The following is a 23287-nucleotide window of genomic DNA, read 5'->3' on the forward strand; positions in this document are numbered from 1 at the left end:
GCCCGGTGGGCCATCTCGGCCCCAGTGCAATACCCACTGTAGTAACGATACCCAACGGTAGTAATACCAACATTGTAGTAATACCAAACCTACTGTATCGGTGGCACATATACGGCCTGTTATCAGGCAGTCGCTAGCCCTAAAAAAGTTACAATCGGGGAGAAATAGTGATCAAAGCCAACAAAGGCATGATTTCCACCTGATTCTACTGTTTGCCGGCAAGGGGTGTAATAAGCAACAGCTTGACGGTAATCGAGGATCTCATCCCCGGTTTGTTGCAATAACCAGAGTAAATCTGGGGATTCCAACTTTTCAATTTGCATGACCTTCAGGTCGTAAATATGTCGAGACTCTAACACATATTGTTGACCTGTGTAGGGGTTCTCATTCTCGCCCAGATAATCACTGAGCAGCTCAAAAGGCCGCACTGCCGGGTTAACAACCACCGCAGGTATGCTGAAACGCTGGGAAAGCCAGGTAGCAAAATAGCCGCCCAAGGAAGAACCAACAATACCAATAGATTGCCCAGCTTTATCCATCACAATGTTTTCCAACATTTCTGCTGCTTGTGCCGGATACGGCGGTAATTGCGGTGTCAGCATCTCAATATGAGGATGGTGCTGCTGCAACCAACTTTTAAAGGTGGTTGCTTTGAGCGAACTGGGGGAGCTATTAAAGCCGTGAATATAAAGAAGCGTACTCATCAATAACCATCCGAGTCCATGTCCGGGCAGAACTCATCACTGGCTAACCGACGAACCTCAGTTTCAAGTATTCCATCAGGCAGTAAGTCGAGGTAGCGCCATCCCGGGGCCACAGTATCAAGCGTAAAATTAGTACAGTGCGGTTTGAATTGCACACAAGTAGAAGGGCTGGCCAGCAGCCGTTTACCATACCAATCGAGATCCAAATCTTGATGGATATGGCCACACAATAAGGTGGTAACACGCGGATAACGAACCAGCACTGCCGCCAACATATGCGCATTACGCAGACTGTGTTGGTCAAGCCAAGTGCAGCCGGATGGCATTGGGTGATGATGCAATAAAATCAGCGTATAGCGTTCTGGGTAAGCCACCAGACAACGCTCCATCCACTCCAACTGATAATCGCTCAGTTCACCATAAGGAACGCCGAATACCTGACTGTCCAATAACAGAATTTGCCAGTTATCACCAACCAGAACCTGCTTCGAAGGCGCAATGCCTGAATCCGCCAGTGCATCTACCATCGCCGGTTGAAAATCGTGATTACCGGGTAGCCAGACGCAAGGCGCTGGCAAACGGGAAATACCCTTGGCAAAATTCTGATAGGCAGCAACTGAATGGTCCTGCGCCAAATCACCGGTTGCAACAATCAGATCGAACGGATGTTGCTCAGCAATAATCGCATCCAACACAGCGCGATAACTGTGGGACGTATTCACACCCAGCAAGGTCTCATGTTCACCTGCGAAGAGGTGGGTATCTGTTATTTGTAAAATTCTGACTTTGGCCCCACTCGCCATAGGCAGTTTAAACAGGCTTTCCAAATGGTGTCCTTGTTTTTGCACCCTTCCCAACCAGAATTATCACGATTCTTCACTCTCTGTAGGCAAGGTTATAAGTCTGTCTAACAAACCGGAACTGCCACCGCTCCATGCGCCAAACAATAGCGCAACCAGTCAGCAAGAAACTGGTTAATTTGATGCTTTTCGTCCCGCTGATGCAACTTTTTATTCGGATAATCATAACTTGCTTTGAAGCGGTAGATCTGCTGACTGGCACACACTTCCGCGACCTGTGCATCATGATAAAGCCGCACCACCATCGATGGCAGGCTCCAGTGACTCACCGCAGGCTCGGTTTGCACAATCTCTACTACCGAAGTGTAGCGGGTTGACTCAATAATTGTCAGCCTATAACTGCCGCCATTAACCTGATAAGCCACGTTTTCGCCCACTTCATCGACGCGAGGTATCAAACGACGCAATTGTGCGAAGTTAGTTTCACATATCCGCATCATCTCAGGGAAATCAGGTGTATAGCGCTTACTCATTATTTTTTCTCTTTATCTATACTCTAAATAATTCGAGTTGAAGGAAGGCGGCAAGCGATATAATCCCGATGAGTTGACGCCAGTCAATGATTCGGGTTATTGAGTGTAGCCAACGCACCAGCAGCTTGAAGTATGACGAGTATCTTTATGACTGCCATTCTGCTCTCAGCGATTGATGGTGCAACGCCAACCATTGTAATGCAATGATTGAGGCTGCGTTATCAATAGCACCTTCTTCAACCCAACGACAAGCTTGTTCACGACTAACAACATGCACTCGAATATCTTCATTTTCGTCAGCCAAGCCATGAATCCCCTTCGCCGTTGTCGCATCAACTTCGCCCACCATAATAGACAAACGTTCGCTGGTGCCCCCGGGGCTGGCTAAATAGCTGAGCACCGGCTTACAGCGGCCAATGTCAATTCCGGCTTCCTCCTGCGCCTCGCGACGGGCGACCGCTTCAACGGTTTCACCCTCTTCAATCATTCCGGCTACCATTTCTAATAACCAAGGTGACGGGCTACTGTCAATGGCGGCAATCCGTAATTGCTCAACCAATACCACTTCATCACGCACCGGATCATAGGGTAACAACACCGCAGCATGGCCACGCTCGAAAATTTCACGCTTAACTTCACCACTCATTTCACCGTTAAACAGGCGGTGGCGGAATCGGTATAAATTCAGTGAAAAAAAACCACTGTAAAGTGTTTCACGTGCAATAATTTCCACATCATTCTTGTCAAAGGTCACCGGTGAGGATTGTACTGACGTCATTAACTGTTCTCCTTACTTAAGTATCCAAGCTTAATTGTGATTTTTGATGACAGCCAAACTACACAGGCTATACCCTAAATAATTAGAGTTGCAGGAAGGCGGCAATTGAGCGACAAATTGGTTGTAAACCATTTTGCACAGCGCCTGCGTGGCCCGTAGGGTGAGGCTCATAATCCCCCATGAGCTTACATAAGTAAGTGACTGGGGTTAACGAAAGCAGCTAACGCACATGCAGCTTGCAGTATGACGGGTATACAGGATTTTAAAATAGCAGGCATAGAGTTAGCTGATAGAAATGATTTTGATAAAGATTATTTGACCAAGATAGCTCGATACAGATGAGTTGTCTGAATACTCATTTAGCTTTGTGATAGATTTAAGTAAATTAAGGCGAGATGGCACAATCAGCCACCTTATCCCATTGGCAGACTCTGATAGAATCGGCAACAATATCGTCTATCGACAGCTACCATAGTAAAATTGCCGCACAAATGCTGCACAACAAGGACTGCAAATGAAGAAACTGCTCCCCCTTCTTATCGGGCTGAGTCTGGCTGGTTTCAGTACCATGAGCCAGGCAGAGAACTTGCTGCAAGTTTATAAGCAAGCCAGGGATAGTAACCCGGATTTACGCAAATCGGCTGCTGACCGCGATGCTGCATATGAAAAAATTAATCAAGCGCGCAGCCCGCTGTTACCACAGCTCGGTTTGGGTGCAGGTTACAGCCATACTAATGGTTTCCGTGATGCATCCGATAGCCCGGATAGCAACGCGACATCAGGCTCCCTGCAACTGACTCAAACTATTTTTGATATGTCTAAATGGCGCGCCCTGACCTTACAGGAAAAGGCGGCGGGTATTCAGGATGTCACATTCCAGACCGACGAACAGGCACTGATCCTGAACACGGCAACAGCCTATTTCAACGTACTCAGAGCGATTGATAGCCTGTCTTACACCGAAGCACAGAAGCAATCGGTCTATCGCCAGTTGGACCAAACGACCCAGCGGTTTAATGTAGGTTTAGTCGCAATTACCGATGTGCAAAACGCCCGTGCCAGCTACGATACCGTGTTAGCAGCAGAAGTGACTGCCCGTAACAATTTGGATAATGCGTTGGAAAACCTGCGCCAGATCACCGGTGTTTATTATCCTGAATTGGCATCACTGAATGTGAGTCGCTTGAAGACTGAGCGCCCACAAGCAGTTACTAACTTATTGAAAGAAGCTGAAAAACGTAACCTTGCTTTGCTTTCTGCCCGTTTGAGCCAAGATTTGGCTCGTGAGCAAATTAAGTCAGCAGAAACCGGTTATATGCCGACGGTCGATTTGACCGCCTCATCTTCTGTAACCAATACGCGTTACAGTGGGGGGTCACCAACCAGCCAGCAAGTAAATAATGATGCTGGGCAAAACCAAATTGGTGTGCAACTGAGTTTGCCACTGTATAGCGGCGGGGCCACCAATTCTGCGGTGAAACAAGCACAGTACAATTTCGTCGGTGCCAGTGAACAGCTAGAAAGTGCGCACCGTAGTGTGGTGCAAACTGTACGCTCCTCATTCAATAATATTTCAGCCTCCATCAGTAGTATCAAGGCTTATGAGCAGGTGGTCATTTCCAACCAAAGTTCATTAGATGCCATGGAAGCCGGATACCAGGTGGGTACCCGTACTATTCTGGATGTATTGACTGCAACGACTAACTTGTATCAATCCAAACAGCAATTAGCTGACGCGCGTTATAACTATCTGATTAATCAGTTAAACATCCAATCCGCGTTGGGGACATTGAATATGGACGATCTGATGCAACTGAATGGCGTATTGGACAAGCCAGTGCCAACTTCAGCCACCAGCCTCGCACCGGACAATGCCAACCAGAATGCTTATGCTGATGGCGAAAGTGCTCAATCAGCACCGCGTGCTACTTCTGTAAGCCAACCAGCTACCGCAGCACCAACAGCGGCGCGTAGTGGCAATCCATTCCGTAACTGATTTTTACGGACTCGGACTCTCCGGGTGCAGCATCAGGCTGTGCCCGGTTTCTATGCCCTACGTCTTCGCTGCCAAGCACTTTTTGCCAATGAAAAAAGCGAAGCTACTCGCAGCATTTCGTATAGCTTTGTAAAGTCTGCCGCTGGCAAGCCCCTACGCTTTAATTTCGTACATCTTTCCCCTATTCTAGAGCGTACTTACTGGGAAAGGGCACAAAAGCCCTGAAATGAGACAAATAATGATGAAACGGACTCAAAACATCAATCAAGAGACTTTCCGTAAATCCTGGCGCAATTACCGTCTTGCGCCCGTAGCTTTAGCTGTCAGTGCTGTATTTATGCTGGCTGGCTGTGAAAAAACCGATGAAACCGTCTCTTTGTATCAAAATGCTGATGATTGCTCTCAGGCTAATCCGTCCAAGAGCGCGGAATGTACCACCGCTTACAACACGGCATTACAAGAAGCGGCTAAAACTGCACCAAAATATGCGACCCGTGAAGACTGTGTGGCAGAGTTTGGTGAATCTCAGTGTACTCAGGCTCCTGCTCAAGCTGGCATGGTACCAACATCTTCATCATCTTCTGGCGAAACCACGGCGGCCGCACCACAACAAAGTGGCAGTATGTGGATGCCATTAATGGCCGGTTATATGATGGGTCGGATGATGGGCGGTGGTGCAAGCCAGCCACTATTCACGTCGAAAGCGCCAAATAGCCCAGCGAATGGCAAGTTTGTTGATGCGACAGGCAAAAACTTTGGTTCAGCCACCACTGGCCGCACCATGAATGTGCCAAGAACCGCTATGGCACCCAAACCTGCGGTAACCAACACTATCACTCGTGGTGGCTTTGGTGAGTCCGTAGCTAAGCAGTCTTCTATGCAACGTAGTGCCGCGACATCATCTAAAACCAGCACACGCAGCATGGGTGGTTAAGGTCTGATTAATGAAACGTTTAGCGATTAGCGAACGCCCAGACTGGCGCGAGAAAGCCACTGAATTCGGTTTCCGTTTCCACACCATGTATGGCGAGCCGTACTGGTGTGAGGATGCGTATTACGAATTCACACTGGCACAGATTGAAGAGCTGGAAGAAACTACCGCAGAATTGCATCAGATGTGTCTGCAAGTGGTTGAGAAAGTGGTGAATAGCGATCAACTGATGGCAAAATTCCGCATTCCAAAACACTGTTGGGATTTTGTTCGTAGCTCATGGAAAACTCATCAGCCATCGCTCTATTCTCGCCTTGATCTGGCCTATGACGGCATAAATCCAGCAAAACTGCTGGAAAACAATGCGGACACCCCAACGTCATTGTATGAAGCCGCCTTTTTCCAATGGTTATGGTTGGAAGATCAAATCAACGCAGGCAATTTGAGTCAGGATTCTGATCAATACAACAGCATGCAAGAGAAGTTGATTGAGCGCTTTGTCGACCTGCGTGATAACCATGGTTTTAGCTTACTGCATCTGGCCTGCTGTCAGGACAGTGAAGAAGATCGTGGCACGGTGCAATATTTGCAAGATTGCGCGCTGGAAGCAGGTCTGCCAACTGAATTCATGTTTATGGAAGAGATCGGCTTAGGAGAGAAAGGCCAATTTACTGACCTGGATAATCAGGTTATCAGTAATTTGTTCAAACTCTATCCGTGGGAGTTTATGTTCCGCGAAATGTTTTCAACCAAGTTGGAAGATGCTGGTGTACGCTGGCTGGAACCCGCCTGGAAAAGCATTATCTCCAATAAAGCCTTGCTGCCGTTGCTGTGGGAGATGTTCCCAAATCACCCTAACCTGTTGCCTGCTTATTTCGCCGAAGATGACCATCCAAAGATGGATCATTATGTCACCAAGCCGCTGTTCTCACGGGAAGGTGCCAATATCCAGATTGTGGAAAACGGCAAAGAAGTTGCCCGAGTTGATGGGCCATATGGTGAAGAAGGCATGATTGTGCAGCAATTTCATCCGCTGCCTAAGTTCGGCGACAGCTATACCCTGATAGGTAGCTGGCTGGTGAATGATCAACCCTGTGGCATTGGTTTGCGTGAAGACAGAGAACTGATTACCCAAGATCTGTCGCGTTTTTACCCGCATATTATTTTGGGCTAAGGCTGCGCATAACTTAAGGGAAAGCACTCGCTTTCCCTCAGACTGCTGACAAGGTCAAATCAAGGGGAAACACTCCGTTGGCGCCACTTTTAGTTTCAAATACAAGTGCGTAAACCGTAGGAGTGGTCAACCCTTGGCTCGCTGACTTTATCAGTTCAAACCTTTCTTTTTATAACGTCGAACTATCCAATTCTTACCGACAACATACTGAGCGATCCCATCTCAATCCCATCAGTGGGAATCGAAATCGGCTCGACGCCGTCCCAGCTCCCCAACACATACAAAAGTGGCAGATAATGCTCTGGTGACGGATTAGATAGCGCAGCCCCTTCATGTTGCATAAAGTTTACTAAAGGATGTTTATCACCTTGATAATTAAGGTTATCTCGCACAAATTGATTGAAAGATTCAGCCCAAGGATACGGACTGCTATCACCCTGCCATCTAACCATACGCAAGTTATGCACGACGTTTCCGCTGGCGACAATCATCACGCCCTGCTCCCGCAGCACTGCCAGCTTGCGACCTAACTCATAGTGATAAGCCACCGGTTGCGTACCATCAATGCTCAATTGCACCACCGGAATATCAGCCTCAGGGTACATTTTAATCAATACCCCCCAGCTACCATGGTCCAATCCCCATTCACTGGTATCAGCTCGCACAGCGATAGGTGCCAATAATTGCTGAACTTGTGCTGCCAGTTCCGGTGACCCCGGCGCTGGATATTCGGTATCAAATAACGCCTGAGGGAATCCACCAAAATCATGGATAGTCCGAGGTTGCTCCATTGCCGTCACTGCGGTACCACGGGTATACCAGTGGGCGGAGACGGCCAGAATTGCCTTAGGACGCGGTAAGGTCTCACCCAACGTACGCCATGCCTGAGTGTGACTGTTTTCTTCCAGCACGTTCATCGGGCTACCGTGGCCGAGAAACAGTGCAGGCATACGAGAGCTGTTCATAAGAAATCCTTACTGTTAAGAGAAAAAATGGCGCTTGAAATCATAAGAAATACATTACGCGCTTTTTTTTCATTACACAGCCAGATAACAGTGATGAAGATATTCAATAAAATTGAATGGGGAAAGTCAGAGAAGGGTTAACTTAGGGGTCAAGACATTATAGGAAATAACCGGGCCGCACTCTATTCAGGAAAATAGAGGCAACCCGGTGTTTAAACCAACACGATCAGCAGGCAATATCCATTGATATCGCCACTCTATTAGCTGGCTTTTCTTGCCTGAGACTGGAGGTAATCAGCCAGGTCATCAATTGTCACTACCGGCATATCATGCAATTTAGCGAACTCAATAACCTCTGGCGCATGGGCCATACTGCCATCGTCATTAGTCAGTTCACACAACACACCTGCTGGCTTGTAGCCCGCCAGTGTTGCCAAATCGATAGAGGCTTCGGTATGACCACGACGCGATAATACACCGCCTACCTGACCACGCAGCGGGAATACATGGCCCGGGCGGTTAAGATCAGCAGGTTTAGCGTTGTCAGCAATGGCCGCACGAATAGTCGTCAAACGGTCAGCCGCAGAAACGCCGGTCGTAACACCTTTAGCCGCTTCAATTGTCACGGTAAATGCCGTCTGGAACTGACTGGAATTATTGGTCACCATCATCGGTAAATCAAGTTGCTGGCGGCGCTCGTCAGTGATACACAGACACACAATGCCACTACCGTGGCGGATGGTCAGTGCCATTTGTTCAACAGTCATTGCTTCAGCTGCAAAGACGATATCACCTTCGTTTTCTCGACTTTCGTCGTCTAACACCATAACGCCACGGCCATTACGCAGCGCGTCGACAGCACGTTCTACACGCTCAACAGGCGTGCCAAAATCTGATAGAAGGGTCTGATTCATGGTAAGAAACCTCATTAAAATTATGGATTACCAGAATCAGGGCGGTCTTGAGGAGTAAAAGGCCACTCTTTCATATATAACATTGCTTCATATATAAATAGAAATAGCCGAAATAACGCAAGCGAGCTATAAGCCCGGCAGATACCGTTACTCTCTCCCATCCGGACTATAACCGTCGGCCCCGGAATCACACCGGGTCTGCTGACCTCTACCTTGCCCTCTTTAACAAGAGAAACAACGTGAGCGCTCGCGGGCTTTTGCACCACGACACAGATATGCCGCACCACAATTTACCGCCGGTGGGGACTTGCACCCCGCCCTGAGAATAAGCCCTATGACTATAGCGCTATTGATTCGTCTGGGCAATTACCAAAATGTAGATGTTTGGAGGTTTATACAATCAACGTGAGGCATTACACTAATAAGCAGTAATCCACATCTCATTAGGGAAATATCATGATTGACCCGAAAAAAATTGAACAAATCGCCCGCCAGGTGCATGAGTCTATGCCGAAAGGAATTCGCGAATTCGGGGAAGACGTCGAAAAGAAAATTCGTCTGGTGCTGCAATCGCAATTAACACGACTGGATTTGGTTAATCGTGAAGAGTTCGATGTACAAACTCAAGTGTTGCTACGCACCAGAGAAAAACTGGCGTTACTGGAACAACGCGTGACAGAGCTGGAAGCCAAATTCAACAACGTCCCAGCCGTTATTGATGATAACAGCGGTGATGACAAAACCGGCGAGTAACGCTTGGTCGCATGTCAGTAGTGATAATCAGGGCGCAGTTCGATATCGCGCCCTGAGTTTACGAGGATATCGCCGCTGGCCGCATTCTGGAAAGCAGCACCCACAAGAGGAAAAACATCAGTAAAGCGTATAAGCTTTTCCAACCTATCATCACCAGCAATACACAACACAGAATACTGCCAATCACCGACATCACCCGCGAGCGCCCGCTCAATAGGCGAATCCCCGCCAGCATACAGAGCAAGTAAATCAGCACAAAAATGCCATTGGCATACACAATCAGTAGGTCCAGTGGCAGCGATAGCCAATAAATAAGTAACGCAAATACCAGGCAACTCCCCACCACGGCAGTAAGTGCATTAACTGGCGTTTGCCCGGCAGAAAGCTGCGCAAGTTTGCTTTCAGGCCGAACCTGAGCCTGTGACCACACCATGCGGGCAAAACTCTGGGTATAAATATTGACGCTGGCAAAACAGGCCAGATAGCCAATAATGCACGCTATCCACAGTGCATGCTGACCAAAAAGTTGCACCACAATGCCCGGCAACGACGCCGCAGCCGCTTGTTGTTCGCCATAGGCATGGAAATGCAACACCGCCACGGTACAGCCCCAATACACGGCACCTGCGACGAGTAAGCCAACGATTAGTGCGCGTGGAAAATCACGTTCAGGATGGCGGAATTCTGTTGCCAAATGTGCAAAGGCTTCTAATCCGACAAAACACCAGAACATTACGGCCAACGCGCTGAACATATTCGGAGGGGAAATATCTTGTAGCTCTGGCCAGGGTATCTGTGATGGTTGAATCGCCCCCTGCCACCAAATAGCCACCACCAGCGCAATGACCAGTAATGCTATCAATGTCTGTACATTAGCGCTGGAGCCCGCGCTACGTGTGCCCAGCAGCCAAATAACCAACAAAGTGACCAGTTGCACCATCAACAACCCAGTATCACTCCAGCCAAATGTCGCCTGCCAGAAACCGGCAGCTATTTGCAAGGCGGCGGGTAAACCTACCGGAATAACAGACAAAAATAGCCAACCAGTGACATTCCCCAACTTCGGGCCAAAGGCCATTGTCACAAAGTGGGCCGCCCCTGCGGCACTAGGGAAATGGCGGCCTAGCGCAGCAAACGCGATAGCAATCGGGAAAACCAGTATAATCAATACCGGCCAGGCCCATAGACTGTCGTCTCCGGCCAGCATCGCCGCCAGTGCTGGAACCGCAAAAACGCCCGTTCCCAGCAGTGAGGTGGACAGCAACCCGACTCCCTGTGCCAGACTCAACTCCTGTTTTAGTCCATTCACCTACTAGCCTCGGCCATTCTTGATTGACTGAATAATATTGGTGGTGGAAACTCCATCTTCAAAATTCAGTACTTTAACCTCACCGCCAGCAGCCCAAACCTCGGCACTGCCCGCTATCTCATCCGGCTTATAATCACCACCTTTTACCAGCAAATCCGGCAAAATATCGGCAATTAAGCGCTGCGGCGTATCTTCCTCAAACGGCACCACCCAATCCACAGCTTCCAGCGCACCTAATACAATCATGCGCTGATCAAGTGGATTAACTGGCCGTTTTTCGCCTTTCAAGCGTTTGGTCGAGGCATCGCTGTTAACTGCCACGATCAGGCGGTCACCTAGCTTACGGGCGTTAGCCAAATAAGAGACATGACCCGCATGGAGAATATCGAAAATACCATTGGTCATGACCACTTTTTCACCACGCTGACGGGCCTGCGCCACCGCTTTTTTCAGTTGTTGCTCATCCATCACCCCAAAACCGGTTTCCGCACGACCACGGATGGCATTTTCCAGCTCAATCGGTGAAACCGTTGAGGTGCCCAACTTACCAACCACGACACCGGCGGCAGCATTAGCCAGGAAGCAGGACTCTTCCAGCGTATTACCCGCAGCCAGTGCCGCAGCCAACACCCCAATCACCGTATCACCAGCACCGGTCACATCGAACACTTCCTGCGCCTGAGTGGGTAGATGTAATGGTGGTTTCCCCGGTTGTAGCAGTGTCATTCCCTGTTCGGAACGGGTCACCAGCAAAGCTGAAAGCTCAAAGTCAGCCACCAGCTTCATGCCACGGCTGACCAGCTCTTCTTCATTTTTACAGTGACCAACGACGGCTTCAAATTCGGATAAGTTAGGGGTTAACAGTGTTGCGCCGCGATAACGCTCAAAATCGCTGCCTTTAGGATCGATAAGTACCGGAACTTTCGCATTGCGTGCCAGTTGGATCATCGGCTGCACACTGTTCAATGCACCTTTGGCATAATCGGATAGCACCAATGCGCCAATCTGTGGCAGCGCCTGCTGGATACGATCAAAGATTGGCTGCGGATCAACCCCGTCAAAACCCTCTTCAAAATCCAGGCGGATCAACTGCTGATTACGAGAAAGCACCCGCAATTTGGTAATTGTTGGGTGGGTCGGCACCGAAACAAAATCACAGCGCACCTGTACTTCATTCAGCTTGCTGGTCAGCGCCCGCGCAGCATCATCGATGCCGGTCAACCCAACTAAACGAGAGATAGCGCCAAGGGATGCGATGTTCATCGCCACGTTTGCAGCACCTCCAGGGCGCTCTTCGATGGTATCAACTTTGACAACTGGCACCGGTGCTTCTGGTGAGATCCGGCTGGTTGGCCCATACCAATAGCGGTCTAACATGACATCACCAACGACTAATACACCAGCGCGGCGAAAATCAGGCAGCGTGACTTTCATACGTTAGCCCCCCAAAGTGAGCTGTTATTAACCCCGAAAACACACATCTCTTCGCTCCAATTTTGTGTTTGTTATACTCTAAATAATTCGAGTTGCAGGAAGGCGGCAAGCGAGTGACAAATTGGTTGCAAACCATTTTGAACGGCGCTTGCGCTGGCCCGCAGGGTGAGCCTCTCATGAGGCTCATAATCCCGATGAGTTGACGCTAGTCAATGATTCGGGTGACAAATCGGTCAGGAACCGATTTGAACGTTGCTTGCAACGGCCTCGCCTCTGCGAGGCCCATGGACGGGCCGAGTAACGAGCGCGGCCAACACACATGCAGCTTGAAGTATGACGAATATATGTGGTGCCGGATAATATCACAGACACCTTGCATACTATGAATAACCGACGTACCCAGTCATAACGGGCACTGCTGGCACTTTATCTTATTCGCTGGCAACAATATCTGACGTCACCAGCCATTTTCGCCAACTGGCAGCAACTTGCTCTCTTTCGGTGATAAAACTGTCAGCAGAAACCTTACTGGATAGCTCCTGCAATGCCAGGTGATGAATCTCATCACGCATGGTGACATAAGCACGGGTCAGGGCCGCTGCCTCTTGCGGTGCCATGATGTCGTAATTAGCCATCAACTCAAAAATGCGCACATTATCTGACCAACGGGTCAACCGTGGCTCGCTGGCCGCATAGCGCAACACCAGATATTGCGCGATAAACTCAATATCGGTAATCCCCCCCTCATCAGCCTTAATATCAAAGATACCACGCTGTTTGCTGCCCAGATGGTTGCGCATTTTCTCTCGCATTTCGCGCACTTCCTGCTGCAATTGTGGGTCTTCTCGGTGGCGGCACAGAATTTGCTGGCGGATGGTATCAAACTGTTGATGCAATTGAGGATCACCATAAACGATGCGGGCGCGCACCAGTGCCTGATGCTCCCAAGTCCAGGCCTCATGCTGTTGGTAATCGGCGAAAGCTTCAACGGTGCTGACCAGCATGCCCGCCTCACCTGATGGCCGCAGACGAGCATCCACTTCATATAAAATGCCTGACGAGGTGCGGGTGCTGAACAAATGCATCACCCGCTGAGCCAAACGCAGGTAGAACTGACGGCCGTCGATGCTACGCTCGCCATCAGTCATCACATCCAGCGGGCAATCGAGCAAGAACACCAGATCCAAATCTGAGCTGTAACCTAGCTCCCAGCCCCCCAACTTGCCATAACCAATCACGGCGAAACCACGGCCTTCTCGCTGCTGTAGATGGCTCGGCTGGCCATAGCGAGCCACCATCTGCCCCCAGGCTTGCTGAATAACCGCATCAATCATGGCCTCTGCCAGATAAGTTAAGTGATCGCTCACTTTCATTACCGGCAGTGCCTCGGTGATATCACCAGCAGCAATACGCAATTGCTGGGCTTGCTTAAATTGACGCAACGCCTCGAGTTGCTGCTCTTCGTCATCCTCCGGCACCCGCAATAAGTATTGGCGCAATTCATCGCGATAAGCACCGGGTTCCAATGGTTGATAGAACGATTGCGGATCAAGCAACTCATCCAATAACAGCGGGTAGCGGGCCAATTGACTGGCCACCATCGGCGAGGCAGAACACAGGCGAATAACATGTTTTAGTGCCGCATGGTATTCCACCAGTAATTCGAGGTAAGTGGTGCGGGTAAGGATACTGAGCAGCAACTGAATCAAGCGGCTGAGGGCGACATTGGCGTCCGGGCGCGAGCAAACCTCGGAGAACAAGCGCGGCATCAGTTGATCCAGCACCTCACGGCCCCGAGGGCCAATGGTGCGTTTATCAACGTCATGGCGGAAATCATTTATCGTCGTCAACAACTGCCGGCGGGCTGGTTCGTCTAAATGTGGCGTCAAAGGGGCTAAATCACTCTCTTCCAGCACATCCTGCCATAAGCTTTTATACAAACCATGACGAGGATCTTCACCGATATCGGGAGTATCATCGCCAATCAGGTCGTCAAATACCAACCGTACCGCCTGCATATGGTGTTCCAGTGCAGCACTCATTTCCATCCAGTCGGTATACCCCATGCCCCAAGCCAATCGGGCCTGATTCAGTGCATCACCGGGTAACGTTTGGGTTTGCTCATCAGCAATAGCTTGCAGCAGATTTTCCAAACGGCGCAAAAACAGATAACTGCTGCTGAGGTCGTTCACTTGTTGTGGCGGCAATAAACCCAGCTCGGCGACTGCCTGCAACGTCGGCAGTAAAGCCCGCTCTTGCAGGCGCGGTTCACGGCCGCCACGAATAAGCTGAAATACCTGCGTGATAAATTCGATTTCACGAATACCGCCGGCCCCCAGCTTAATATTATCTTTCAGACCACGCCGCCGGACCTCACGGGCAATCATCCCTTTCATGTTACGTAACGATTGAATCACGCTGAAATCGATATAGCGTCGGAAGACGAAGGGCCGCAGCATCTGGCGCAGCTCTTTACTGTAGTGGTCTTCAGCCCCGCCCATCAGACGAGCCTTAACCATCGCATAGCGTTCCCAGTCGCGCCCTTGCTCTTGGTAATAATCCTCCAGCGCGGCAAAACTCAGTACCAGCGGGCCACTGTCACCAAACGGGCGTAGACGCATATCCACCCGATAGACAAAACCATCAATAGTTTGCTGATCCAACGCTTTAATCAGCCGTTGCCCCAAGCGGGTAAAGAACTGGGCATTATCCAACTGCCGTCGCCCACCCTGGGTCTGGCCGTTTTCTGGGTAGGCAAAAATTAGATCGATATCAGAGGAGAAATTCAGTTCACCGCCGCCTAACTTGCCCATGCCCAAAATCAGCAGCGGCTGCGGTACCCCCTCGGCATTAGAGGGGGTACCGAACTCACGGCAACAAGCCTGATACAGCCAATCGCGCGCCGCCAAAATCAGGCTTTCAGCCAACCCGCTCAGTTGTTGTAAGGTCTCAGTAGTCACACTGGTTTGCCGTGTTTGTGACCAGGCGATGCGCACCATCATCCGGCGGCGAAACAGCCGCAATGCGGCTAATAATGCCGCTTCGTCATGTACCTCGGCCAACGCCAGATTTAACCATTGTGGATAAAATTGCCACTCCTGCGGTTGCGGGGGTTGCTGATGCAACTCCTCCAGCCACTCAGGGTGAATCAGTAACATATCACTGACAAAATCACTCAACGCCAGCACAGGGATATCTTCCTCGTGTAAATCTGGCGGAGCCGGTAACTCATAAAAGCGCTGTCGTATATTCTGCGCCTGAATCTGTAATTCCGAAGAGAGTGGCAACATAAAGCATTCCTCAAGCTGCTATCTATTAACTAGCAGCACCGTTCAACCAAAAGGCTGCCTGCGCTAGCGCTTCCTTACGGGCGGTATCACGCCAGTGACCCTGACGGTGCATAATCTCCTGCTGTAAACCAAACCAGCCATCGATATACGGCAACCATTCACTCTGCGGATAGAAGCCTGAGAGCAATTGGAAAGACATGATCTGCCGGTTCAAGCGAGGGAGTTGCGCCAAATAACCATCGTCATCCAGATGCTGGCCAAAAGCGTCTTTCAGATCAGCAGCGCTGCGGCTCAACATGATGTCGCAGAAGCGTTTAAATGACCCTTCAAACTTGGTCTGTGCTTTGGCATCCATAAATGGCCGCCAGCCAGAGGTAACCAACCAAGATGTGAGCGCTAACTTACATTTTAGGTAATCAGTGCTATAGCAAAGCTGCTCAGCATCGACATTCTTCGGTTCTAACTGCGGTTCAAGCGCCAGCAGCCCGGCACGCAATTCAGTACTGGCTTTGCGCGGGACCAAACCACCAAAAATAGCTAATGACTGACGCACCATTGCCAATGCTTCAATGATCATAGCTTTAGCGGCCGGCTCACCACGTAACCACAGCTCTTCATGGTATTGCCAATGGTCCAGGGCCATCTCCAGCCCTGCGACCATACCTTGCTCAACGGTGGATTTGGCCGCTGGCTGCAACACCAGTAACGGGCGCAATTCACGAGGAGGATTGCCTTGTGCTAAATGATAGCCACGGGCTGCTTTACTCAGATTGCCCTGTCGTAAACCGCCAATTTGTGCCAGTTCTGCGGCCAATGCCAGCAAATCTGCCTGATTGCCTTTTTTCAGTTCCAGCTCAATTTCGTGCAAGGGTTCCGACAGCTCACCTGCACTGATAGTGCCTTGATCAACAGCAAGCTCTATCTCGCTTTCGCCGTAAGTAATCACCCACTTCTCTCGAGTAAAATCCGTACGGAATAGCGGCTGTAGTTCTGCTTGTAATGTCTCAATCACCCAACCGTTCGGCCAGATATCGGCAGGGAAACGCGCCAAATCCAATTGGTCACTATCAATATCAACATTGTATTCAGGGCGTTGATGTAAACCACCGACCACTTTACCGCCGGTCTTAACCGTCATTTCGTAACGGCCATCATAACCACGGATACGTAAGCCAATATCATGTTGGCGCAGCCGCTTATCGGCAGTTTCAAAATAGATATTGGTCAGCGTCTGCGGCGCAGAATGCTGGCTTTGCCAGGATGTAAGCCGCTCGGGCAAAGCGGCAATGGCCGCAGGAGTAGCAATAAATTTTAATTCTATTTCAACGGTCATAATTTCATTCACACCGGTATGTTGCGAGTTTACGGGCATTATGCCTCTTTCGCGGCGGTTTGCCTGTTTTACACAGACTTCGCTATTTTACACAAAAAAACCGCGTGGCTACCCCGAGTCAGCCTCTATTTTAACAGGTCTGCCATAAGGCTTCATAAGACAAATTTTCAGTGTGGTTAAAATGAACAACAAAGTGGCTAAAGCCGCGCTGGCTATGAGAGTAAGATAGTTCTCATTCCGGTTTATGCGTTGCGTCGGCAAACTGAACACACTACTATCGTTCCATAAATTCACTCATAAATGACTCTCTAATGCTGAAAATACGCCTAATTTGCCTCGCGATGCTAAGTCTCAGTATCTCCTGGGGCGCGCACGCTGAAGAAAAACGCTACATCTCTGATGAGCTGGATACCTACGTTCATAGCGGTCCCGGTAACCAATACCGTATTGTTGGCACGTTAAAAGGCGGAGATGAAGTCGCCCTGATAAGTGTTGATGACAGCACAAATTACGGTCAAATCCGCGACAGTAAAGGGAAAACCACCTGGATCGCGCTGAATCAATTGAGTGAAACGCCAAGTCTGCGTATTCGGGTACCGGACCTTGAACAACAAGTCAAAACCCTGACAGATAAGCTGGCTAATATTGATAATAGCTGGAATCAGCGCACTGCTGAAATGCAACAGAAAGTCGCGGCCAGCGACAGCGTGATTTCCGAGCTGCAAAAAGAAAACGAGTCACTAAAGAATCAGTTAGTGGTTGCTCAGAAGAAAGTCAGCGCTGTGAATCTGCAATTAGATGACAAACAGCGTACCATTATCCTGCAATGGTTTATGTACGGCGGCGGTGTTGCCGGTATCGGCCTGCTCCTTGGTCTGGTACTGCCACATCTGATCCCAAGCCGTAAAAAGAACAATCGCTGGATGAACTGATAGCCGTTTAATAAGACTGTAAAATCGACGCGTTCGGCTGCCCGCCAGGGTGGCCTGCTTGTTTAATCTATTCTCATCCCCAACTATACTGAAACAAGCCTTTGTCGCCAGGCGGTAAAGTGTGATTCAAGTGAGCAGCTAATAACGCTGCAACATCAAGAACGAAGGATTTATATGAAAATCTATCTGGTCGGCGGCGCGGTACGCGACAGCTTATTAAATCTGCCGGTCACCGAACAGGATTGGGTCGTGGTGGGGTCCACCCCGGAACAGTTACTCACACAGGGCTATCAGCAGGTTGGTAAAGACTTCCCCGTGTTTCTGCACCCTGTCAGCCATGAAGAATACGCACTAGCTCGTACCGAGCGTAAATCCGGCGCAGGTTACACCGGTTTTACCTGCTATGCCGCGCCAGATGTCACGCTGGAAGAGGATTTGTTGCGTCGCGATTTGACCATCAATGCCATTGCCCGTAGCGCCGAGGGGGAATTGATTGACCCCTACCACGGCCAACAAGATTTAGAAAACAGAGTACTGCGTCATGTCTCCGACGCCTTTGGCGAAGATCCACTACGTGTGCTGCGGGTTGCCCGTTTCGCTGCCCGTTTTGCCCATTTAGGTTTTAGCGTCGCCGCTGAGACTCAATCATTGATGGCAGCAATGGCACAAAGTGGCGAGCTATCGGCTCTGACGCCAGAGCGAGTATGGAAAGAGACCGAGAAAGCGCTGAAAACACAAAGCCCGCAGATCTATTTTCAAGTGTTACGTGATTGCGGTGCGCTGGCGGTGCTCTTTCCAGAAATTGAACGTTTATTTGGCGTACCGGCTCCCGAAAAGTGGCATCCAGAAATTGATACCGGTATCCATACGCTGATGACATTAGCCATTGCGGCTCAACTTAGCCCTGAGGTTGATGTCCGCTTTGCCGCTCTCTGCCATGATTTGGGTAAAGGTCTGACACCAAAAGAATTCTGGCCACACCATCACGGCCACGGCCCGGCTGGGGTTAAATTGGTTGAGCAGTTATGTCAGCGCTTACGGGTACCTAATCCGATACGTGACTTGGCGAAACTGGTGGCGGAATACCATGACCTTATCCATACAGTGAATAAGCTTCGCCCCGAAACTCTACTCAAACTGTTTGATGCCATTGATGTGTGGCGCAAACCAGAACGTCTTGAGCAAATGATTATCACCAGTGAGGCTGATGCCCGAGGCCGTACCGGATTTGAAGAAAATCCTTATCCGCAGGGCGATTATTTGCGCGCCGCATTCCATATTGCCAGCGGCGTATCAGTGCAGGAAGTAGTCGCCAGCGGGTTACAAGGATTGGCCATTCGCGACGAACTTAAACGTCGCCGCCAACAAGCATTAGCCGAATGGAAACAGACTCAAGAAGTAATTTAAGAATAAATCCATATTATCTAAAGATAAAACACCCTGATTAATCAAGGTGTTTTATTGTATCTGATGTATTTTTTATACCCTAAATAATTCGAGTTGCAGCAAGGCGGCAAGCGAAAGAACCCGATGAGCTTACATGAGTAAGTGATTCGGGTGATTGAACGTAGCCAACGCACGTGCAGCTTGAAGTATAACGGGTATATTACATAAAGACCCAGTACACCGCAGCCGCGACAACAAAGCGATAGATGGCGAAAGGTACAAAAGAGATACGTTTAATCAGTGAAAGGAAGGTTTTGATAGCAATCAGAGCCACGATAAATGCTGTGATAAATCCGACGGCAAACATCGGTAAATCACCCAGAGTCAGGAAGTGCAGGCTCTTATAAAGATCCAGTCCACTGGCCCCGATCATCATCGGTACTGCCAGAATGAAGGAGAACTCAGACGCGGCATAACGGTTAACACCGACCAACATACCGCCGGAAATGGTGGCACCAGAACGGGAGAACCCCGGCCACAACGCCAGACACTGGAAGCAGCCAATCGCGAAAGCCTGACGGTAAGTAATATCATCCAAACCAACAGATTTAGGATTTTTAGGTTTGAACCATTCTGCGACTAGCAAAAGCACCCCACCCGCCACCAAGGCATACATGACATTTCTCGGATCAAACAGCGATTTGATGAGGTCATGGAATACCAACCCCAGCACCACGGCGGGGATCATTGCCAGTAAAATATGGCCCAATGTCAGGTGACCGCTGGTTTTCCCCTCATGAGGTACCGCGCCGAAATGGATACCAATCAGGCCAAATAACCGCCGCCAGAACACCACGACAACCGCCAGAATCGACCCTAACTGAATGATAACTTCAAAGGTTTTTGCCTTGTCGCCGGTAAAGCCCAATAGCTCACCGACGATAATCATATGCCCAGTGGATGACACGGGTAAAAACTCAGTCAATCCCTCTACCACACCTAAAACAACAGCCACAAACAGCGAATACATATCCGTCATCTACGATACCCAATGCCATGTAATATACCCGTCATACTTCAAGCTGCATGTGCGTTGGCTGCCCTCGTTCACCCCAGTCACTTACTTCTGTAAGCTCCTGCGGATTCGGTCAGTTGCCGCCTTCCCGCAACTTGAATTATTTAGGATATAGAAATCCACAAAAAAACGGCAATGTGCAAAATAATGCCGTTCAATTTCAGTCGGTAAAAATATCACGTTAATCAATAATTCAAACCACATTATCAATATAGGGTTGCATTTTTATGTCGTGGCAGAGCAAAAATCAGTTAGGTCGTTGACCACGTTCAATGAGCACACCGACATTACGGGCTTGTGCCACCGCCCCTGGTTTACTGACTTTAATCCGCACCCACGGTGATTGGAAACGGACTAATAGCAGCTCGGCTATCTCTTCTGCCACCCGCTCAACCAAGGCAAAACGCTGTGACTCTACGTGTTGTATCACCGCATCACTGATATCTGCATAGCTCAAGCAATCATTCACATCATCACTGGCAGCAGCTTTACGATTATCCCAACCCATTTCGATATCGAACACCAGCTTCTGCTGGATGGTCTGCTCCCAGTCATAAACACCAATGGTGGTTATGACACTCAGTTCTTCAATAAATACGATGTCCATCACGTCATTCTCTGTTTTTGCGCCTGCCGGATACCACTTCCAGCCGAATATGCGTATTATCCACTGATGTTGCGATTAAAACGATCATTATTCAACAGGGCGGTGTTATGAGTGCTATCGCGCTTGGCATGATTATCTTCGCGTATTTGTGTGGCTCTATTTCCAGTGCAATCCTGGTGTGTCGGGTTGCTAAGCTGCCAGATCCGCGTGAACATGGCTCCGGTAATCCCGGTGCAACCAACGTGCTGCGCATCGGTGGCCGAGCAGCCGCAGCAACAGTGCTGATTTTCGATGTGCTGAAAGGCATGTTACCCGTTTGGATTGCTTACCTGCTGCACGTTTCCCCGCTGTATCTTGGCTTGACCGCTATCGCTGCTTGTCTTGGTCACATCTATCCGGTCTTTTTCCATTTTAAAGGTGGCAAGGGCGTTGCTACTGCTTTTGGCGCCATCGCCCCTATCGGCTGGGATCTAACCGGTCTGATGACCGGTACTTGGTTGTTGACGGTGTTATTGAGTGGGTATTCATCTTTAGGCGCAATTATCAGTGCGCTAATTGCGCCCTTCTACGTCTGGTGGTTTAAACCGCAATTCACCTTCCCGGTCGCCATGCTCTCTTGCCTGATTTTGATGCGCCACCACGATAACATTCAACGTTTATGGCGCGGCAAAGAAAGTAAAATCTGGGATAAACTCAGAAAGAAAAAGCAGAAAACCCCGGCCGAAGAAGCCGCAGAGTTGGAAGAGAAAGAAGATTGATTCTCCTCAAAACAAGAATGACTGAACGGGAGCCAGGCAAAGCGCAAAGGAATGCAAAAACGGCGTGGACTCTCATCCATAAGCATTTTGAATGACTGCGGCAACACCGCCGCAGCCCCGCTCAGACTTTCGGCACCAATCTTAGAATGGCTGAGCGGGAGCGAGGCAAGGCGCAAGGAATTGAGAGAGCGGAGCATACATCAGTATGTGAGCATCACGAGATGACGCGGCAACACCGCCGCAGCCCCGCTCAGACTTTCGGCAACTCGGCTAACGGCCAGCGCGGCCTAACCGAAACACTCAACTCACTGCTCACACCACTTTTCAGCCTGATCAACCCAGCATAGGCGATCATCGCGCCATTATCGGTACAAAACTCTGGCCGAGCATAGAATACTTCACCGCCCCGTTTTTGCATCATCTCCGCCAGCTTTGAACGTAAAGTGCGGTTTGCACTGACACCACCGGCAATGACCAAACGTTTGAAGCCGGTCTTATCCAGCGCTCGTTTGGATTTAATCGCCAGCGTATCAACCACTGCATCTTCAAATGCACGGGCAATATCAGCACGGGTTTGATCATCGGTACCGTTAGCACGGATAGTATTTGCGGCGAACGTTTTCAAACCAGAAAAACTGAAATCCAGTCCAGGGCGATCGGTCATTGGCCGCGGGAAAGTAAAACGCCCCGCCGTACCCTGTTGTGCCATACGCGACAGCATCGGCCCCCCAGGATAGTCCAGACCTAATAATTTTGCAGTTTTATCAAAGGCTTCACCTGCCGCATCATCGACAGATTCCCCTAATAGCAGATACTCACCAATACCGGTCACGCTAATTAACTGAGTGTGACCGCCAGAGACCAGCAGAGCGACAAACGGGAACTCTGGTGCGTTCTCTTCCAACATCGGTGCCAGTAGGTGGCCTTCCATATGGTGGACCGGCACCGCCGGAACCCCCCACGCAAATGCCAATGCGCGGCCGACTGTCGCCCCGACCAGCAATGCGCCAACCAAACCTGGGCCTGCGGTATACGCCACACCATCGATGTCTTTAGCGCTCAGATTGGCTTCTTTCAATGCTGCCTGAATCAGCGGCACAGTCTTGCGCACATGATCACGGGAAGCCAGCTCAGGCACTACACCGCCATAATCAGCATGCAATTTAACCTGACTGTACAGTTGGTTAGCTAACAGACCGGCTTCATCGTCATACACTGCAATACCGGTTTCATCGCAGGACGTTTCTATACCCAAAACTCGCATTACATTTCCCATCATTCACGTGCGGCCGATAGTTTAGCATAACAGCGCCGCCAGTCATGATCTCTGACGGTAAAGACGGCATTTTCACGCTTTGAGCACCTAAATGTTGTTGATAGTGGTCATATTTGAAAAGAGTGTTGATTAATTCGATCAACAGCCTTGTTTAGTATATAATCAGCGGCCGTCGCACTCTCGGCACCAACTTTCTTGTAAAGAACGAGGGCGACATCACAGGGGCGTGCCTGTTTCAATTTGCTGTGGTGCTTTACAAAGCAGCATCCATTGAAGTAAAATTCCGCACCATTTTGAGAAGGCTGGCGATTGGCCAGCAGCAAACCGATTTCTATTGAG

General features: G+C 49.7%; 20 protein-coding genes and 1 riboswitch. Of the genes, 7 read left to right on the forward strand and 13 right to left on the reverse strand.

Annotated features, from left to right (window positions below; translation table 11 throughout):
- Positions 1-122: 122 nt before the first annotated feature.
- The 4 genes from yqiA to nudF form a co-directional block, all read right to left on the reverse strand.
- The gene (gene yqiA / locus V2A85_RS00915) at positions 123-704 is read right to left on the reverse strand and encodes an esterase YqiA (protein ID WP_372560484.1); all 582 of its coding nucleotides are present in this window, start codon (positions 702-704) and stop codon (positions 123-125) included.
- Positions 704-1531, reverse strand: a complete 828-nt coding sequence (cpdA, locus tag V2A85_RS00920) for a 3',5'-cyclic-AMP phosphodiesterase (protein WP_372560696.1) — start codon at positions 1529-1531, stop codon at positions 704-706. Before cpdA ends, yqiA begins: the two co-directional genes overlap by 1 nt.
- Positions 1532-1611: 80 nt before the next feature.
- Entirely contained in the window at positions 1612-2037 is a 426-nt protein-coding gene (locus V2A85_RS00925) for a DUF1249 family protein (protein ID WP_050086674.1), read from the reverse strand.
- A gap of 145 nt (positions 2038-2182) precedes the next feature.
- On the reverse strand, positions 2183-2815 hold the full coding sequence (gene nudF / locus V2A85_RS00930) for an ADP-ribose diphosphatase (RefSeq protein ID WP_083162382.1): 633 nt from the start codon (positions 2813-2815) through the stop codon (positions 2183-2185).
- 514 nt (positions 2816-3329) lie between these two features.
- Between nudF and tolC the strand changes: the two genes are divergently transcribed.
- The 3 genes from tolC (at position 3330) to V2A85_RS00945 (ending at position 6916) form a co-directional block, all read left to right on the forward strand.
- The gene (tolC, locus tag V2A85_RS00935; RefSeq protein ID WP_372560483.1) at positions 3330-4811 is read left to right on the forward strand and encodes an outer membrane channel protein TolC; all 1482 of its coding nucleotides are present in this window, start codon (positions 3330-3332) and stop codon (positions 4809-4811) included.
- A gap of 241 nt (positions 4812-5052) precedes the next feature.
- Positions 5053-5745, forward strand: a complete 693-nt coding sequence (locus V2A85_RS00940; RefSeq protein WP_083164047.1) for a DUF1190 family protein — start codon at positions 5053-5055, stop codon at positions 5743-5745.
- 10 nt (positions 5746-5755) lie between these two features.
- On the forward strand, positions 5756-6916 hold the full coding sequence (locus tag V2A85_RS00945; protein WP_083162380.1) for a glutathionylspermidine synthase family protein: 1161 nt from the start codon (positions 5756-5758) through the stop codon (positions 6914-6916).
- Between the two features lie 182 nt (positions 6917-7098).
- On the opposite strand, the gene ygiD is transcribed toward V2A85_RS00945, so the two are convergent.
- Both ygiD and ribB read right to left on the reverse strand, forming a co-directional pair.
- Entirely contained in the window at positions 7099-7881 is a 783-nt protein-coding gene (ygiD, locus tag V2A85_RS00950; RefSeq protein WP_420070745.1) for a 4,5-DOPA dioxygenase extradiol, read from the reverse strand.
- A gap of 260 nt (positions 7882-8141) precedes the next feature.
- Positions 8142-8795, reverse strand: coding sequence for a 3,4-dihydroxy-2-butanone-4-phosphate synthase (gene ribB / locus V2A85_RS00955; protein ID WP_083162378.1), 654 nt, complete (start codon positions 8793-8795; stop codon positions 8142-8144).
- Between the two features lie 145 nt (positions 8796-8940).
- Positions 8941-9126, reverse strand: a riboswitch (FMN riboswitch).
- A gap of 125 nt (positions 9127-9251) precedes the next feature.
- Between ribB and ubiK the strand changes: the two genes are divergently transcribed.
- Positions 9252-9548 carry a ubiquinone biosynthesis accessory factor UbiK gene (gene ubiK / locus V2A85_RS00960; protein ID WP_083162376.1) on the forward strand — a complete coding sequence of 99 codons (297 nt, stop codon included), beginning with the start codon at positions 9252-9254 and terminating at the stop codon, positions 9546-9548.
- Positions 9549-9606: 58 nt separating this feature from the next.
- Here ubiK and yjeH read toward each other — a convergent pair whose 3' ends face one another.
- The 4 genes from yjeH to V2A85_RS00980 form a co-directional block, all read right to left on the reverse strand.
- Positions 9607-10857: an L-methionine/branched-chain amino acid transporter gene (gene yjeH, locus V2A85_RS00965; RefSeq protein WP_372560481.1), complete on the reverse strand. Its 1251-nt coding sequence runs from the start codon at positions 10855-10857 to the stop codon at positions 9607-9609.
- Positions 10858-10860: 3 nt separating this feature from the next.
- Positions 10861-12291 carry a bifunctional D-glycero-beta-D-manno-heptose-7-phosphate kinase/D-glycero-beta-D-manno-heptose 1-phosphate adenylyltransferase HldE gene (hldE, locus tag V2A85_RS00970; protein ID WP_372560480.1) on the reverse strand — a complete coding sequence of 477 codons (1431 nt, stop codon included), beginning with the start codon at positions 12289-12291 and terminating at the stop codon, positions 10861-10863.
- A gap of 431 nt (positions 12292-12722) precedes the next feature.
- Positions 12723-15581: a bifunctional [glutamate--ammonia ligase]-adenylyl-L-tyrosine phosphorylase/[glutamate--ammonia-ligase] adenylyltransferase gene (gene glnE, locus V2A85_RS00975; protein ID WP_420070746.1), complete on the reverse strand. Its 2859-nt coding sequence runs from the start codon at positions 15579-15581 to the stop codon at positions 12723-12725.
- A 25-nt stretch (positions 15582-15606) separates the two neighbouring features.
- On the reverse strand, positions 15607-16914 hold the full coding sequence (locus tag V2A85_RS00980) for an inorganic triphosphatase (RefSeq protein WP_372560695.1): 1308 nt from the start codon (positions 16912-16914) through the stop codon (positions 15607-15609).
- A gap of 311 nt (positions 16915-17225) precedes the next feature.
- On the opposite strand from V2A85_RS00980, the gene V2A85_RS00985 reads away from it, so the two are divergent.
- Positions 17226-17846 carry a TIGR04211 family SH3 domain-containing protein gene (locus V2A85_RS00985; protein WP_372560478.1) on the forward strand — a complete coding sequence of 207 codons (621 nt, stop codon included), beginning with the start codon at positions 17226-17228 and terminating at the stop codon, positions 17844-17846.
- 174 nt (positions 17847-18020) lie between these two features.
- Entirely contained in the window at positions 18021-19253 is a 1233-nt protein-coding gene (locus V2A85_RS00990) for a multifunctional CCA addition/repair protein (protein ID WP_420070747.1), read from the forward strand.
- 199 nt (positions 19254-19452) lie between these two features.
- On the opposite strand, the gene bacA is transcribed toward V2A85_RS00990, so the two are convergent.
- Complete coding sequence (bacA, locus tag V2A85_RS00995) at positions 19453-20271, reverse strand: undecaprenyl-diphosphate phosphatase (RefSeq protein WP_372560476.1); 819 nt, start codon at positions 20269-20271, stop codon at positions 19453-19455.
- Between the two features lie 283 nt (positions 20272-20554).
- A complete protein-coding gene (gene folB, locus V2A85_RS01000; protein ID WP_050086684.1) occupies positions 20555-20914 on the reverse strand; it encodes a bifunctional dihydroneopterin aldolase/7,8-dihydroneopterin epimerase in 360 nt (119 codons plus the stop codon).
- A 107-nt stretch (positions 20915-21021) separates the two neighbouring features.
- Here folB and plsY point away from each other — a divergent pair, with 107 nt between their 5' ends.
- Complete coding sequence (gene plsY, locus V2A85_RS01005) at positions 21022-21672, forward strand: glycerol-3-phosphate 1-O-acyltransferase PlsY (protein ID WP_032911234.1); 651 nt, start codon at positions 21022-21024, stop codon at positions 21670-21672.
- A 250-nt stretch (positions 21673-21922) separates the two neighbouring features.
- On the opposite strand, the gene tsaD is transcribed toward plsY, so the two are convergent.
- A complete protein-coding gene (tsaD, locus tag V2A85_RS01010) occupies positions 21923-22936 on the reverse strand; it encodes a tRNA (adenosine(37)-N6)-threonylcarbamoyltransferase complex transferase subunit TsaD (RefSeq protein ID WP_372560475.1) in 1014 nt (337 codons plus the stop codon).
- Positions 22937-23287: the final 351 nt, after the last annotated feature.

Origin of the sequence: Yersinia sp. 1252 StPb PI, assembly GCF_048593885.1 — a bacterium.
In the GTDB taxonomy this organism is placed as follows: Bacteria; Pseudomonadota; Gammaproteobacteria; order Enterobacterales; family Enterobacteriaceae; genus Yersinia; species Yersinia enterocolitica_E.